Raw genomic sequence first — 15,556 nt, 5'->3', positions numbered from 1 at the left:
GCAATGACGTACCGGGGCCGCGGCATCAGGTGACGTACCAGCCTCAGGCCGCCGATCGCCCACTCGATCCCCTTGCCCGGGCCGAGCAGCCCCCAGGTCAGGATTGTGGGTTCGCCGCTGGCGTTGAGCAGCCGCAGTGGCGGCCGCTCGGGCGCGCCGTGCGGAATGACCGTGATCTTGTCCGGGTCCACGGCGTACTGCAGCACCAGCCGCGCGCGGGCCGTCTCGGTCATGGTCACGGCGGCGCCGGCCAGCGCGACGACCTGCTCCAGCACCTCCCGCTGGTGCGCGGTGGGCCGAGCCAGCACGGTGTGCAGCACCACGATCACCGGGGCCCGGAGCCGGCGCAGCAGCGGCAGCAGGTCCTCTCCGTCGACCCCGCCGAAAATCCCGTATTCGTGCTGGACGATCACGACGTCGTGGCGATCCAGCATGGCGGCCGCCGGCGCCTCGGCTCCGGGGGCGTTCACCAGCAGGTGCCCGATGACCTCGGGGCGGTTCACATGCGCCGTGGACTCCACCAGCCGAACCACGCCCGCTCGACCTCCGCCGGCAGGCGACGTCAGCGCACCTAGCAGCGATGCGGTGAACGTCGCCAGTCCGCACTGGGTCGGCGGGTAGGTGCTGAGGAAGCCGTAGGAGATCGTCATGCGACACAACCGTCGGGCCGGAGACCGGCGTTGACGGAGCGGTAGCTGGACATTCCTGGCATGACCCACCTTTCATGGCGGGTGCGGCGCCGACCGGCGAGCGCAGATGGCCTTCCGGCGCTGGTCACTCGGTGCGAACACCATCGAGACGACGATCCGCCGCCGCCAACCCGGAGCGTCGATCGAGGCGGGTCAACGCTACTCACCGTAGCACGTGGCCGAGCGGGTCAGAACGAACCGGTCCGTGTATCGGTGTACGGCGCGAGCCGCGCCCCGACCACGTGGCGGAAGTTCAGCAGCAGCGTTGAGGTCTGCTCGTCGCCGAACCGCGACACCGTCAGCGGGTGCACGGACTCCTCGGTCATCCACGCCGTGAGCTCATCCAGCGAGAGATCGGTCCCGTGCACACGCAGCACGAGCTCCTTGTCCCGCCCAACGGTGAGCAGATACAGCAAACACGTGGGCGGCTCGACGGCCATGGCGCGTGTCCCTTCGTCGGGTCGCTGCACCGGTCTACCGTCTACAGCGGACACCCGCCGCAGCAACCGGTCCGGGCGCCCAATGGACGGCGCACCTCCACGGTACATGCCAGGATCGGATCCGGCGATTACGCGAAGTCACCGGGCTCTCCGGCCGCGGTCAGCCGAGTGGCGCGGATCGTAACGGCGTGTACGGTGGGAGCCGTTGGTCTGTCATCTCCACCGGCGCCCGAGCAGCGGCCGCCGCAAGCGCCGTCGCATGGCGCTCGCACCGAATGACCAGCGCCGGGTAAGCCCTCTGCGCTCGCCGGTCGGCGCCGCACCCGCCATTGGAAGGTGGGTCATGTCTGATTTCGTCGCCGGTTCCGGTTCGCTTCGATGACTGCGCCGGACGGCTCCGCGCGCGCCGCTGGGGTGCGGTCCGCGCGGGCTCGTCACCCAAGGGTGTCCTTCGCACACCTGCACCGGCTCAGTGACGACGTGGGCCTGTTCGAACACGCCGAACGCGACACGCCGCGAACGTCTCACGGGTACTGCGTCGACGACGTCGCCCGCGGTCTGCTGGTCATCTGCCGCGAGCCGGACCCGCCGCCGGACCTGCTCCGCCTCGCGGAGCGATATCTGGCACTCCTCGTCGAGGCCCAGGCCCCCGACGGCGCGTTCCGCAATCGGCTCGGACCGGACCGGCGGTGGCAGGACGAGGCAGCGGTCGGTGACTGGTGGGGCCGGGCGCTGTGGGGCCTCGGCACCGCAGCGGCCCGTAGCCCACTGCCGACGATGCGCGGGATCGCAATACTGTGCTTCGAGGCCGGTGCGCGCCGGCGCAGCCGCTGGCCGCGGGCGATGGCATTCGCGGCGCTCGGTGCCGCCGAGATCCTCGACATGTCGCCGGACCACTCCGCCGCCCGCAAGCTGCTGCACGACGCGGTGGTCACGATCGGCGCAATACCGACGGACCCGGCGTGGCCGTGGCCGGAGCCCCGCCTGACCTACGCCAACGCGGCCCTGGCGGAGACCCTGATCGCGGCCGGCGGCGCGGCATCGGCCGACGGGCTGCGCATGCTCGGTTGGCTGTTGGAGCGGGAGACCCACGACGGTCACCTGTCGTGCACGCCGGTCGGCGGCGCAGGCCCGCACGACGGGCCCCCGTCCTTCGACCAGCAGCCGATCGAGGCCGCCGCCATGGCCGACGCGTGCGCCCGGGCGATGACCGTCAGCGCCGACCCTCGGTGGGAGCGGGGCCTGGCTTCGGCGATCGACTGGTTCCTCGGCGCCAACGACAACGGTCTGCCGCTGCACGACCCGTCGACCGGCGGCGGCCGCGACGGGCTGACCGCCTCCGGGCGCAACGACAACCAGGGCGCCGAATCGACACTCGCACTGCTGTCAGCACTGCAGCACGCGCAGCGGTTGGCCGCCGGCGGCGATCCCGTCCTCGCCGGTCCCGTTCCGGACTCAGCCGCTGGCTGAGTTCGTGCCCAGACTTCGACGATTGAGAGAGGGTCACCATGGCGCGCAGATCCGTGCACAAGGAAGATCGCAAGAAAGAGGTCAGGACGCTCAAGGAGAAGCGGGCCGCGAAGAAGGCCAAGCACGCGTCCAACACCACCTCGTTGATTCCGCCCACCGGCCGCTGACGCCGGCGCCGGCCGGGCTGACCCGGTCGGGTCGACCCGGCCGGCGGGTGTCATCGGCCGGCCCAGGCGGCTGGTTCGCACACGCGGTCCGGCGTTTCGGACGCCCTGGCAACCCAAGGCGACGGCCGTCATAGGGTCTGCGCGCGGCCTGGCGTAGACTTGGTCCGCGGCCCGTGGTGATGCGGCCGCATGTGGCCGGGGCGACTACTCCTTCTCGCCCTCACCCGCCGTTTCTGCGGCGCTGGTTCGGAGGCCTCTACCCAATGCAGGTCATGCAGTTCAAGCCCAGGCCCGATCGTCGGCACGACTCGACGGGTCCGGCGAACGTGAAGGCGGCCGTTGCGGCGCCGGCCGGAGCGACGATCCACCCGATCGGCGCCCAAGCCGTGGTCCATGCGCTCCTGGCCGCGGCCAACGCGGCCGGGTTCGCACCTTCGATCCTCGACAGCCAGCCGTGGCGGTGGCGGCTGACCGGTAACACCCTGGCCCTGTACCTCGACCGCACCTGCATCGACCACGACGTCGACGTCGACGGCCGTTTGGCCATCATCAGTTGCGGGGCGGCCCTGCATCACGCCCGGATCGCGCTGGCGGCGGCGGGCTGGCGGCTCACGATGAACCGCCGGCCCGACCCCGCCGACCCGGACCGGCTCGCGTCACTGCGGCTCGAGGAGCGCTCGCCGGCCGCGCCGGCAGCTGCACCGCTCGTCAGCAGCATTCCCCTACGCCGTACCGACCGGACGCCGGCTACCGGCGCGCCGATCGCGGCCGCGCAGCTCAAGGCCGTCTCCTCCGCGGTGCGGGGCGAGGAGACATCGCTCCACGTGCTCTACCCGGACGAGGTGCTCGAGCTTGCCCGGGTCGCCTCCGGTGGCCGCCCCGCGCCGGCCGGATCGGCGGACCGCTCGATCGGCGCGGGACCGGCGGGCCTTGCCGACGGCCGCGGCGCGACGTTCGCGCTGCTGTACGGCCACACCGACGAGCCGGAGGACTGGCTGCGCGCAGGCGAGGCGCTGTCCGCCGGTTGGCTGACCGCGACCGCCGCGGGCGTCTCCGTCCTGCCGCTGAGCGCGGCCGTTGAGGTGGCCTCCACGCGGCAGGTGGTCCAGATGATGATCGGCTGCGTCGGCTACCCGTACCTGCTGCTGCGCCTCGGCCGCGCCACCGCCCCGCCGTCCGGTCCCCGCCGCGCACCGGCCGTCCAGATCATCGATCGGCGCTGACGCCCCGGATGCGGGCCCCTCCGTCGCCGGAAGGGCCCGCATCCCTCGATCACTGTTCGTCGGGCTTGCGGGGATTGCCTCGCTCGTCCGTCAGACCACGGTGCAGGGGATGCCGTTGGGGGTGAAGGCGGTCGGCTCTGCGGTGTTTCCGGTGTGAGTGGCCTGGAACCCGATGTCGATGGTGGCGCCGGCGGCCAGGGTGCCGTTGTAGCTGGCGCGACGTTCCTGCTGCCGTCGGTCAGCCAGCTCGAGACGCTGCCGGACGCGGTCGTGTTCGCCAGGGTGAACTGCTGGCTCACCGACGAGGTGTTCCTGCTGACGACGGTGTTGCCGCCCCGGTACGCCGAGACGTACACGTTCGACGCCGGGTTCGCCGTCGCGTCGATGCGCACATGACCGGGGCGGACGAACCGCGCGAAGTGCGCCATCATCGCGCCGCGCTTGCTGATCTGACCGTCCTCACGCATGGGACCGTAGCTGCGCCGGATCGTCCACCAGACGTACGCGGTGTTGGTGTGGGCGCTGTTGGGGTTGATCGAGTAGACGATCGGCCTGCCGGTGGCGCGCAGCGCGTCGCGCGACGCTGGACCGCTCGAAGGAGGAGCGGTCCAGCGTCGTCCGGTGGTGGTTAGCGGCCGAGGAGCCGCCAGGTCTGGTTCAGCGGGCTGCCCTGGCCGGCCGGGTTGCAGGTCCACTGGTGGACGAGCGCGCCGGCGGCGGTGGAGATGGTGCTGACGTCGACGCACTTGCCGCTGTGGCGGGCGACGAGCTGGTAGTCGTGGCTGTCGTTGCCGCTGTACGTGACCTTGCGGAGGGTGAACTGCTGGTTCTGCCCGCCGGTGCACGTCCACTGCTGCACGGCGGCGCCGTCGGCGGTGGAGACGCCGTTGACGTCGAGGCACTTGCCGGTCTGCTGGTTGACGACGGTGTAGGTGTTCGCGACACCGGAGACCGGGCGGAAGTTCCAGAGCTGCTGGTCGCCGCCCTCGCAGTAGTACTGCTGCTGCCGGTTGCCGTCGTTGGTACCGAGGTTGGTGTTGTCGAGGCACTGCTGGGAGTGCTGCGCGACGGCGACGCTCTGGAAGCTGCCGTCCGACGGCGGCAGCACGGTGATGGTGAAGGCGTCGTCGGCGTTGCTGTGCGGCAGGTTCACCGTCGTCGCGTTGCCGGACAGGGTGACCACGCTGTTCTGGATGGTGGTGGGGCCCTGCACCGCGCCGCCGTTGTTGTACGGGATCCGCTGCACGAGCACGCGGACCTGGTTGTTCTGCACGATGCCGGACGTGGTGTCCAGGCGCTGCAGGTTGACGGCGATGTTGCCGGTGGTGCCGCCGCCACCGACGAGGATCTTCGCCACGCCGTTGGCCTTGGTGGCGAACGCGTCGTACGCGGCGCTGGGCGTCACGTTGGAGATCTGGCCGGTCTGCGAGCCGTAGAACCGGTAGACCCACCATTCGCCCTTGGGCTGGTGCTGGCCGGCGCTGTTGCGGACGAGGAGGTTGCCGAGGTCGTTGTGCAGGTTGGCGGTGCTGGCCCAGTTGGCGCGCAGCCCGTCGGCGCCGGACCGCTCGAGGCGGGCGATGTACCACGAGCCGTCGCCCGGGTTCTGCTCACTCGGGGAGCCGTACTCGTTGATCTGGTACGGGCGGGTGTTCACCAGACCCCGGGCGCCGAGGCTGGCGTTGGCGTTCGCGACGTCGGCGACCGGGTCGCCGGGCAGGCTGTGCCAGCTGTAGATGTCCGGCGCCACGTTATTGGCCTTCACGTGGTCCAGAAACTGCGTCCACCAGCCGCTCTGGGTGGTGGGCACGCCGGCGTAGCTGGGCCCGACGAGCAGGGTGCCGGGCATCTCGGCGCGCAGCCGCTGGTACGTGCGCCGCCACAGCTCGAAGTACTGGGCCTGCGGCCGGTTCCAGAAGAAGATGTTCGGCTCGTTCCAGATGTCCCACTGGACCGGGACGCCGGTCGCTTTCACGTCGGCGATGACCCGGGTGAGGAAGTTGTTGTAGTCGGTCCAGTCGCCGTTGTCGCCCGGGAAGCGGGAGATCGGGTAGCCGTCGGCGCCCCACAGGTCGTGCGGCAGGAGCACGAACGTGCCGCCGAGCGCCGCGGTGCGCAGCAGCTGGGCCCGGGTGGCGTTCCAGCGCCGGTCGTACTTGCCGGAGACCCAGCCGCCGGGCTGGTCCAGCTGGGCCCCGCCGGCGCGCATGGCACGGAACTTGACGTCGCGGTAGAAGTGGTCGGCGGGGCCGGCGGCGTTCTCGGTCATGCCGTAGATCCAGCCGGACGCTCGGTACGTGGGGCTGCCGCCGGCGACGGCGAAGTTGACGCTGATCGACTCGTCGGCGGCGTTCGCCGGGGTGGCGACCGTCAGCGTCGCGGCGGCGACGGCAAGAGCGACGGCGGTGAGGAGCGTGCGTTTCAGGTGCATCGGTGGGACTCCCTTGGGGTTGGCGGACAGGGAGCGAGACGCCGTCAGCGGTGGCGGCGCTCGACGTGTGCGGCGGCCAGGATCAGGTAGGCGCTGGCCGTCCAGGTGTAGGCGCGGTCGCGCAGACCGGCACCGGTGTGCGCGTCGAAGTTCTCGGCGAAGCCGGACCGTTCGCACAGCGCGCGGAAGCGGGCGCTGATGTCGTCGGCGAGGTCGGTGCAGCCGGCCCGGCGTAAGCCGTCCTCGATGAGCACGGTGGACGGCGCCCAGATCGGGCCGCGCCAGTAGCCGTCGGCCTCGTAGTGCGCCGACGCCGGATCTTCGGTGGCGAGGCCGTGCTCGGTGAGGTGCGCGCGGAGCCGTTCGGCGAGGATGTCGCGGATCTCGGTAGGCAGCTCGGCGCCCAGGACGATCGGCATGAGGAACAGCAGGCTGTCGGTGCTCCAGGTGTCGTGGCTCGCGGGGTGCCGGGCGACGAACCGGTCGCCGGTCCACAGCTGCTGCAGCAGAGCGACCCGGAGCTGGTCGGCGCGAGTGCTCCAGGCGGTGGCGTCACCGGAAAGGCCCAGGTGCGTGGCGAGGGCGGCGAGTTCGCGGATCTGGAGGACAAGGAATGTGGCGAGGTCCGCGGTCTGCACGACGCGGCTGGGGTCGAACAGGGTCGCGTTGTCCCAGCCGCTGTCGTTGCCGTGGTGGTAGTGCGGCAGGTCCTCGCCGGGAACCTGGCGGACGGTGAGCCAGAAGTTGGTCCAGCGCACCATGTGCCCGTAGACCGCCTCGAGTTCAGCAGGGTCCAGGGTCGCCATCTGCTCGCGCAGCTGCGCGAGGGTCCAGCCGTGGATGGGTGGTTTGACGAAGTTGTAGAGCACTTCGGAGTGGGTGATCGAGTCGGGCAGGCCGCCGGTGTCGTCCTGGTGGTCGAACGGAAGGCGAAACTGGTGCCAGGCGAGGTCGGGATCGCCGGCGGCGAGCGCGAGGGCGTTGAAGCAGTGGTCCCAGCTCCACACCTTGTCCATCCAGTGCTTGGACATCAGCACCGCCGGCCGGGTGAGAAACCCGTTGGGTGCGACGGTCGCCGACCACAGCACGTAGGCGGCGAGCTCCGCGGCGGGTGTCTGCTCGTCCCGCCACGGTGCGACCCGGTCGGCGAACGCCGCGAACTGCGCGTCGACGGCCTTGACGGCCTCGTCGAAGGTGACCGCGGTCCGGTACGGTGCGCGGCCGCTGGCGTACTCCTCGATCGCGATCTCCCACGGCCCGTCGCCGAGCACGACGCCGCGCTCGGCGGCGCCGACCGCTTCGGCACCGCGGACTTCGACGTCGTCTCCGGCCAGGACGGTGATGCGGTACCGGCGGCCGGTGCCGTAGTCGGTCAACACGACGGCGTCGTCGACCGGGTCGCGGTACAGATAGCTGCCGGTGAACGGGGTGAGCGTGGACTCGGCGACGAGGACGGCCATGCCCAGGCCTTCGCCACGCAGCCGCACGGTGTCAGGTGTCTCGTAGGTCGCCTCGACCGTGCCCGCGTCGTGCGCCCATTCCAGCCGGGCCGCGGTGGCGGTGACCGTCGCGGTCTGCGCCGGCGCGAACCGCAGGACGGCGTGCATGCCGGTCTGGTGCGACACCAGGTGCAGGTCGTCGGCGACGGTGTGCAGCCCGACGACCGGCGAGATGCCGAACCAGGAACCTGCGTGGCTGAAGGGGATGTCCCGGATCGGGAACACGACGGTCATTGCGGTGGCTCTCTTTTCGGGGTCAGTCCTTGACGGCGCCGGCGGTGACGCCGGTGGCGACGAACCGCTGGGCGGCGACGAGCAGGACGGTGGCCGGGATGGAGGCGACGACGGCGGTGGCCATGATCGCGTTCCATTCCTGGTTGTTGTTGCCGATGTACTGGTAGATGCCGAGCGTGATCGGGCGCAGGTCGCCGCCACCGTCGAGCGTGCTGGCGAAGACGAAGTCCGACCACGCCCACAGGAACGCGAACAGTGCGACGGTGACGATCGCGTTGCGGCTGACCGGCAGCACGATCGCGGTGAACGTGCGCAACGGCCCGGCGCCGTCGGTCTTCGCCGCCTGCAGCAGCTCCTCGGGGATGCCGGCCATGAACGTGGTGAACACCAGGACCGCGAACGGCACGGCGATGGTCGAGTCGGCGAGGATGAGGCCGGGCCACGAGTTGAGCACGCCCAGGTTGAGGTAGACGGCGTAGAACCCCATCGCCATGATGATCCCGGGGATCATCTGCGCGATCAGGAACGCGAAGCTCAGCACTCCCCCGCCCCGCGGCCGCAATTTGGCAAGGGAGTAGCCGGCGGGCGCGGCGAGCAGGACGGTCAGTGCCACGGTGCCCAGCGCGACGAGCAGGCTGGTGCCCAGGTAGGGCAGCTGCTGGTCGAACACCTTGCGATAGCCGTCGAAGGTCGCATCGACCGGGAACAGGTTCGGCGGACTCTTGCGCATGTCCTGGTCGCGGGTGAGCGAGACGTTGAGCATCCAGTACACCGGAAACAACATGACGGCGGTCAGCAGCAGGCCGACCCAGGTGCGCCAGCGGTTCATCCGAGCCTCCGCTGCACCCGGATGTACAGCAGCCCGCAGACCAGGGCCATCACGATCAGCAGGTTGCCGACGGCCGCGCCCGGACCGAACTGCGGCACGAGGTTGCCGAAGCCGAGGCGGTACGACCAGGTGGCGAACGTCGTGGAGGCACCGTTCGGCCCGCCCTTGGTCATGATCCAGATGAGGTCGAAGACCTTCAGGGTGTAGACGAGGCCGAGCAGCAGCGTGATCAGCGAGACCGGCCGCAGCAGCGGGAACGTGATCCGCCAGAACTGCTGCCAGCCTGTCGCACCGTCCAGCTCCGCGGCCTCGTACAGGTGGCCGGGGATGGCCTGCAGGCCGCTGTAGAGCACGACGAGGTTGAACGGCACGCCGATCCACACGTTGGCCGCGACCACCGAGGTGAGCGCCCAGTCCGGGGACGTGAGCCAGTTGACCGGGCCCACGCCGACGAGGCCCAGCGCGCTGTTGACGATCCCGGAGTCGCTGTTGAGCATCCACGACCACGTCGACGCCGACACGATCAGCGGCAGCAGCCACGGCACCAGGAACAGCGCCCGCAGCGTCCCCGACAGCCGGAAGTGCCGGTTGAAGAACACCGCCAGAGCCAGCCCGATCGCGAACTGCAGGACCAGTGATGCCACCGTGAACACCAGTGTCTGCCGCAGCGCGGGCAGGAACGTCGGGTCCTCCACGACGGTGCGGTAGTTGTCGAGGCCGCTGAACGGCGCGTCGCCCTGCACGAACGAGCGCACCGTGTAGTGGCGCAGGCTCAGGTCGAGGTTGCGGTACAGCGGATAGGCGTAGAAGGCGATCAGGTACACCGCGACCGGCGCCACGAACGCCCACGCCGCCCACTGCCCCGCTCGTGTGCGCCGGGCCCCGGGCGGGGTGGCGGCCGGGACCGCCGCCACCCCGTTCCTGTCCCGGACGGACAGACTGCTCATCGGGCTACTTGGTCGCCGCGGCCGCGGCAGTCTGCGCGGCGGCCAGGGCGTCTGCCGGGGACTTCGAGCCACTCAGCGCCGCCTGAACCGCGGTCCACAGCGGCTCGGAGATCTTCGGGTACTTCGTGCCCAGGTCGTCGCCCGTGCGGCCCTTCGCGGCCTTGACCGCGTCCACCCACACCTTCAGCTCGGAGTTCGCCGCCACCTGCTTGTCCTGCACCGCGGTTGTCGGCGCGACATAGTTCAGGGCGGTGACGGTCGCCAGGGAGTTGTCCGTGTCGGTCAGGCACTCGACGAGCTTCTTCGTGGTCGCGTACCGCTTCGCGTCCTTCTGCACCGGCACGCTCACGAACTCGCCGCCGGTCGGGGCCGACGCGGTCCCGCCCTTGCTGCCGGGCACCGGGATGATGCCGTACTCGAAGCCGGCCTTCTTCGCGTTGCCCAGCTGCCAGGTGCCGTTCTCCGCGAACGCGTACTCGCCCGTGGCGAACTCCTGCCAGCTGGTCGTCTGCGTGTTGTTGATGACCGAGTTCGGGGCGTAGCCCTGCTTGAGCCAGTCCTGCCACAGGCTCAGCGCCGAGACCGCCTCGGGCGAGTCGAGCTTGCGCAGGTTGGCGCCGGAGCCCCAGTACCACGGCAGGAACTGGAAGCTGCCCTCCTCGGTGCCGATCGCCGAGAACGTGATGCCCTTCTTCCCGGCGGCCTTCACCTTGCCCAGCGCGGCCGTGAGCGACGGCCAGTCCTTCACCGAGGCGATGTCCACGCCCGCCGCCTGCAGGACCTTCTTGTTGTAGTACAGGGCCAGGGTGTTGGCGCCGATCGGGATGCCGTACGTCTTGCCGCCGGCCTGCCCGGCCGCCACGAGGTTCGGGGCGATCGCGGCGATGTCGAGCTTGTTGTCCTCGGTCGTGGTCAGCACGCCCGCCTCGGCGAGCGTGGAGACGACGGGGTTGTCGACGATGAGCACGTCGGGCGAGTTGCCCTGCTGCGCGGCGAGCAGCGCCTTGTTCGTCAGGTCGCTGGTGTCGTAGCCGGTTCGTTTCACGGTCACGCCGGCGCCAGTACCGCAGGTGTTCAGCAGCTGGACCCACGCGGAGCTGTCGTCGTACTGCGGGTACGGGTCCCAGATGGTGTAGGTGCCACCGGCGGCGTCTCCCGCCGGTTCGTCGCCGGACGAGCAGGCGGCCAGCCCGCCCAGCAGTGTGAGCGCTAACAGGGATGCGTGCAGCCTGCGACTGCCGCGAAACGGCACATGCATGAGATGCCCCTTGGAGGGAGATGGCGGGGTGTGTTCCTGGGGGTGTCGACGAGCGGACGAGGACCGGAATGAGCAATGGACGGCTCACGTCGGAAGCTCAGCGAACCGGTTCGCGAATCGGTTCGAGGGGAAGATACGCCCGGCCCGCAGATGGGTCAAGCCCCGCCCCTACCGCGTTGACAGCGTCGCGCGGACCGGTCTACGGTCGTTGCGAACCGATTCGCTGGGAGGGTCATGAACATCGGCGAGATCGCCCAGCGCGCCGGCGTCGCCCGCAGCACCGTCTCCTACGTGCTGAGCGGCAAGCGCACGGTGTCCGATCCCATCCGGCAGCGGGTCCTCGCCGTCATCGAAGAGCTCGACTACCGACCGAATGCGGCAGCCCGCGCGCTGAAGGAAGGCCGGACCAGGACGCTGGGACTGGTCATCCCGCCGGCGACGCAACGCCTCACCGACATGCAGCTCAGCTTCGTCGCCAGCGTCGTGGAAGCCGCCGCGCACGCCGACTTCGACGTCCTGCTCTCACCGTCCGGCGGCGACCACGACCGCTCCTTCGAACGCATCGTCACCGGCCGCCGCGTCGACGGCGTCCTGCTCATGGAGATCCGCCTCGAGGACGACCGGGTCACCCGCCTCCAGCAGACCGGCCTGCCCTTCGTCACCATCGGCCGCACCGCCGACCCGCACGACATGTGGTGGGTCGACATCGACTACACCACCCTCATCGCGCGCTGTGTGCACCACCTCGCCGACCTCGGCCACCGGCACATCGCCTTCATCAACCGCTCGACCGAGCTCGTCGCCGCCGGCTACGGCCCCGGCCACCGTGCCCTCACCGGCTTCCGGGAAGCCGTCTCGGAGCGTGGCCTGACCGGCGTCGACGCCTGCTGCCCTGACGAGGCGACGGCGGGCGAAACCTGCCTCGGCCAGCTCCGCGCAGACCACCCACGCACGACGGCGGTCGTCACCATCAACGAGGCCGCCCTCCCCGGCATCCAGCGCGCGCTCGAACGGGCGGGCCTCGATGTTCCGGCCCGCTTCTCCGTCACCGGTGTAGCCGCCCGCCACTGGGCCGAGGACTTCCGCCCGCCGCTCACCGCGGCCGACGTACCGACGCTGGACATGGGCGCCGAAGCCGTCGAACTGCTCCTGGCACGCATCGCCGAGCCGGAAGCACCGCCTCGGCAGCTCCTGCACGCTCCGCCGATCTCGCTGCGAGCCAGCACCGGACCTGTACCGCGCAACCCGGGCTGATCTGACCTGACGAGTACCCCACAGCCGGCCGGCACCGCCTCGTCGCTGCTCGGCCTCGTCCGCTTCGGGTTCGGCGGCGTCGCCGCACCGCTGGTCGGGCTCGCCGGCGCCACCGCCGTCCTGCCGCTCGGATCGTCATCACGGTCTGCGTCGCCCTGGGGCGTCGCTGCGGGCGCTGCGCACCGACTACCTCGACGTGCTGCTCATCCATCGGCCCGACGCGCTCGTCGAACCGGACGAGGTCGCGCGCGCGTTCGACGAGCTCGAAGCGGCCGGAAAGGTCCGCGCGTTCGGGGTGTCCAACCACACGCCGCGGCAGATCGAGCTGCTCAAGACCGCGGTACGGCAGCCGATCGTGGCCAACCAGCTGCAGCTGTCCCTCACCCACGCGCCGATCGTCGCGCAGGGCATGGCCGCGAACATGGCCGGCGTCGACCAGGGCGTCGTCCTCGACGGCGGCGGCATCCTCGACTACTGCCGCATCCACGCCATCACCGTGCAGGCGTGGTCGCCGTTCTAGGCCGGGTTCTTCACCGGGGTGTTCCTCGGCTCGCCCGACTACCCGGAGCTCAACGCCGTGGTCGACCGGCTCGCGGCGCAATACGACGTGCCGCCGATCGCGATCGCGACCGCCTGGATCACCCGGCACCCCGCCCAGATGCAGGTCGTCCTCGGCACGACGACCCCCGACCGCGTCACCGGCGCCGCCGCCGGCTCCGACCTCCCGCTGACCCGCGCCGAGTGGTACGAGCTCTTCCTCGCCGCCGGCTACCGCGCACCCTGACCCAACCTGTGGGCGTACGGCGGCATCGAGGCCGTCAAGGAACCGACCCCGATGGGCCACGAGCACGTCGGCGTCTCCCACGGCAGCGAGCTCCACGGCCAGGACCCGTTCTTCTCCCACGTCCACCTGCACGGCGGGCCCGCACCCGTCCGCGAATACCTGCCGCGCCTGCTCGACCTGATCCTCGGCGGCGGAATCAACCCCGGCAAGGCCTTCGACCTCGAGCGGAGCGCCTGGCCTGCCTCGGGTCTCGGCGCGTCGAGGAGCTCGCGACGCCTCCGCGCCGGGCGCGGCAGCCGGGAAGAGGCTTGTTCCACAGCTCCGTCGCGCCCAGTGCGGTCCGGTACCAGGCGACTGCGGCGTCCGCATCGGAGACGATCAACATCACAGAGATCACCGGCGGTGCGACGGGCGCCGTGTCGCCGGACGCGGCGGAACGATCCTTCGGTTCCTCGGCCATACCCACAGCATGCCGGACATCGCCAGCAGCGTCTCCCAGTCGTGCCGACAGCCGACCCCACCAGCACCGAGGCGAAACCGAGCAGTCGGTCACGGCCGGGCGCGCTACCGGGTGGTGATCCGCAGCGCCAGGACAGGTTTGGAAGGTCATTGAACTAACCGGTTGATGTGCGTAAAGTCGGCATCAACCGCGAACAACGGAGGCACCGCCATGAGTGGCTTCACGCCTACTCCGCAGGCGTACGAGCGTCTCGATCAACTGGTCATGCAACACCTGGTGGGCGTGCGATGACACTGGTTGCCGGGGTCGACACGTCGACCCAATCGACCAAGGTCGTGGTGTGTGACGCGGACACCGGCGAGGTGCTCCGCGAGGGCCGCGCGCCACACCCCGACGGCACCGAGGCGGATCCGCGGCTGTGGTGGGCCGCGTACGAGCAGGCCAGCGCCGGGCTGCTGGACGGCGTCGCCGCGATCGGCGTCGGCGGGCAGCAGCAGGGCATGATCTGCCTCGACGAGGCCGGCGAAGTGGTGCGTCCCGCCGTGCTGTGGAACGACACCCGCTCGGCGCGTGCCGCGGTCGACCTCACCGACGAGTTCGGCGGCCCGCAGGCGTGGGCCGACGCGGTCGGGCTGGTGCCGGTGGCCAGCTTCACGGTCACCAAGCTGCGCTGGTTCGCCCGCGCCGAGCCGGAACTCGCGGCCCGGACGACCACGGTGCTGCTGCCGCACGACTGGCTCACCCACCGGCTGCGCGCGGACGGGGGCGAGCCGACGACCGACCGCGGCGAGGCCTCCGGCACCGGGTACTGGTCGCCGGCGACCGGGGAGTACCGCCGGGACCTGGTGAAGCTCGCCTTCGGCCGGGATCTGGTGTTGCCGCGGGTGGCCGGGCCCGCCGAGACGGTCGGCGAGACCGCGTCCGGCGCGGTGCTGGCCGCCGGCACCGGTGACACCATGGGCGCGGCGCTCGGCGTCGGCCTGCGGCCCGGCGACGTGGTGGTGTCGCTGGGCACCTCGGGGTGCGCGTTCGGGGTGAGCGAGGTTCCGATCGCCGACGCGAGCGGGCTGGTGGCCGGCTACGCCGACGCGACCGGCCGGTTCCTGCCGCTGGTGTGCACACTCAACGCGGCCCGGGTGCTGGGCACCGTCGCCGGCTTGCTGGGCCGGTCGCTGGCCGAGTTCGACGAGTTGGCGCTCTCGGCACCGCCGGGTGCGGGAGGGTTGACGCTCCTGCCGTACCTGGACGGGGAACGTACTCCCAACCTGCCGGACGCGCGCGGTCTGCTCGCCGGGCTGACACGGGCGAACGCGTCGGCGGCGAACCTGGCGCGGGCCACGGTGGAGGGCATGCTCGGCGGCCTCGCCGACGCCCTCGACGCGCTCCGCGCTCAGGGCACCCCGGTGAATCGGGTGCTGCTGATCGGCGGCGCGGCCCAGTCCCGCGCGGTACGGGCGATCGCGCCGGCGCTGTTCGACACGCCGGTGAGCGTGCCGAGCCCCGGCGAGTACGTCGCGCGCGGCGCGGCGCGGCAGGCGGCCTGGGCGCTGGCCGGCGGTGCCGAGCCGCCGCAGTGGCCTGTCGCGGCCGAGGAGGTCGCCGCCGCCGGTACCCCGGAGGTGCACGAGCGCTACGTCGACGTCCGTCAACGGTCGCTACGGCTGCTGACGTAACGGGATCGGGCGCCGGGCGTGTCGGCCAACTCGCTCCGGGTCGACGGGCAGACATGGTCCCCACGGTGACCGGCTCGGGCGGCGCGGCACCACGGCGGCGGGGCCGCTCGTCGACGACGGTGACGTACAGCGCGGCCACGTCCTCGACGTGCACGGTCGTCCAGTGCTGCGAGCCGTCGCCGACCAGCCGGACCTTGC

The 15,556-nt window shown here is 71.0% G+C and carries 15 protein-coding genes and 1 pseudogene; 7 read left to right on the top strand and 9 right to left on the bottom strand.

Features of this window, described 5'->3' with window-relative positions:
- On the bottom strand, positions 1–650 hold a 650-nt coding region (locus AB0I21_RS56050; RefSeq protein WP_360574042.1), incomplete at its 3' end, for a glycosyltransferase.
- Positions 651–877: 227 nt separating this feature from the next.
- A complete protein-coding gene (locus tag AB0I21_RS56045) occupies positions 878–1,159 on the bottom strand; it encodes a hypothetical protein (protein WP_360574040.1) in 282 nt (93 codons plus the stop codon).
- 450 nt (positions 1,160–1,609) lie between these two features.
- Here AB0I21_RS56045 and AB0I21_RS56040 point away from each other — a divergent pair, with 450 nt between their 5' ends.
- The 3 genes from AB0I21_RS56040 (at position 1,610) to AB0I21_RS56030 (ending at position 3,989) form a co-directional block, all read left to right on the top strand.
- Positions 1,610–2,599, top strand: coding sequence for a glycosyltransferase (locus tag AB0I21_RS56040; protein WP_360574038.1), 990 nt, complete (start codon positions 1,610–1,612; stop codon positions 2,597–2,599).
- A 38-nt stretch (positions 2,600–2,637) separates the two neighbouring features.
- The gene (locus AB0I21_RS56035) at positions 2,638–2,766 is read left to right on the top strand and encodes a hypothetical protein (RefSeq protein WP_360574036.1); all 129 of its coding nucleotides are present in this window, start codon (positions 2,638–2,640) and stop codon (positions 2,764–2,766) included.
- Between the two features lie 272 nt (positions 2,767–3,038).
- Positions 3,039–3,989 (top strand): nitroreductase, encoded by a 951-nt coding sequence (locus AB0I21_RS56030; protein ID WP_360574035.1) that lies wholly within the window; start codon positions 3,039–3,041, stop codon positions 3,987–3,989.
- 90 nt (positions 3,990–4,079) lie between these two features.
- Here AB0I21_RS56030 and AB0I21_RS56025 read toward each other — a convergent pair whose 3' ends face one another.
- Entirely contained in the window at positions 4,080–4,163 is an 84-nt protein-coding gene (locus tag AB0I21_RS56025) for a hypothetical protein (RefSeq protein WP_360574046.1), read from the bottom strand.
- Here AB0I21_RS56025 and AB0I21_RS56020 point away from each other — a divergent pair.
- Entirely contained in the window at positions 4,143–4,385 is a 243-nt protein-coding gene (locus tag AB0I21_RS56020; protein WP_360574033.1) for a hypothetical protein, read from the top strand. The genes AB0I21_RS56025 and AB0I21_RS56020 overlap by 21 nt on opposite strands.
- A 232-nt stretch (positions 4,386–4,617) precedes the next feature.
- Here the strand turns inward: AB0I21_RS56020 and AB0I21_RS56015 are convergent, their stop codons facing one another.
- The 5 genes from AB0I21_RS56015 to AB0I21_RS55995 are packed head-to-tail and all read right to left on the bottom strand — an operon-like array spanning position 4,618 to position 11,187.
- Positions 4,618–6,420 (bottom strand): RICIN domain-containing protein, encoded by a 1,803-nt coding sequence (locus AB0I21_RS56015; protein ID WP_360574031.1) that lies wholly within the window; start codon positions 6,418–6,420, stop codon positions 4,618–4,620.
- A 44-nt stretch (positions 6,421–6,464) separates the two neighbouring features.
- Positions 6,465–8,153, bottom strand: coding sequence for a trehalase family glycosidase (locus AB0I21_RS56010; RefSeq protein WP_360574029.1), 1,689 nt, complete (start codon positions 8,151–8,153; stop codon positions 6,465–6,467).
- 22 nt (positions 8,154–8,175) lie between these two features.
- Complete coding sequence (locus tag AB0I21_RS56005) at positions 8,176–8,982, bottom strand: carbohydrate ABC transporter permease (RefSeq protein WP_360574027.1); 807 nt, start codon at positions 8,980–8,982, stop codon at positions 8,176–8,178.
- Entirely contained in the window at positions 8,979–9,929 is a 951-nt protein-coding gene (locus tag AB0I21_RS56000; protein WP_360574025.1) for a sugar ABC transporter permease, read from the bottom strand. Before AB0I21_RS56000 ends, AB0I21_RS56005 begins: the two co-directional genes overlap by 4 nt.
- A gap of 4 nt (positions 9,930–9,933) precedes the next feature.
- Entirely contained in the window at positions 9,934–11,187 is a 1,254-nt protein-coding gene (locus tag AB0I21_RS55995) for an extracellular solute-binding protein (RefSeq protein ID WP_360574023.1), read from the bottom strand.
- A 234-nt stretch (positions 11,188–11,421) separates the two neighbouring features.
- On the opposite strand from AB0I21_RS55995, the gene AB0I21_RS55990 reads away from it, so the two are divergent.
- Both AB0I21_RS55990 and AB0I21_RS55985 read left to right on the top strand, forming a co-directional pair.
- A complete protein-coding gene (locus AB0I21_RS55990) occupies positions 11,422–12,441 on the top strand; it encodes a LacI family DNA-binding transcriptional regulator (protein WP_360574021.1) in 1,020 nt (339 codons plus the stop codon).
- 145 nt (positions 12,442–12,586) lie between these two features.
- Positions 12,587–13,225 (top strand): annotated as a pseudogene (locus AB0I21_RS55985) (aldo/keto reductase).
- A gap of 196 nt (positions 13,226–13,421) precedes the next feature.
- Here AB0I21_RS55985 and AB0I21_RS55980 read toward each other — a convergent pair.
- On the bottom strand, positions 13,422–13,610 hold the full coding sequence (locus AB0I21_RS55980) for a VOC family protein (protein WP_360574044.1): 189 nt from the start codon (positions 13,608–13,610) through the stop codon (positions 13,422–13,424).
- Positions 13,611–13,972: 362 nt separating this feature from the next.
- On the opposite strand from AB0I21_RS55980, the gene xylB reads away from it, so the two are divergent.
- The gene (xylB, locus tag AB0I21_RS55975) at positions 13,973–15,358 is read left to right on the top strand and encodes a xylulokinase (RefSeq protein WP_360574019.1); all 1,386 of its coding nucleotides are present in this window, start codon (positions 13,973–13,975) and stop codon (positions 15,356–15,358) included.
- Positions 15,359–15,556 lie beyond the last annotated feature (198 nt).

The organism is Dactylosporangium sp. NPDC050588 (genome assembly GCF_040654975.1).
GTDB lineage: Bacteria > Actinomycetota > Actinomycetes > Mycobacteriales > Micromonosporaceae > Dactylosporangium > Dactylosporangium maewongense.
Note: the sequence above shows the minus strand (reverse complement) of the source record. Positions and strands in the feature narration are given on the sequence as shown.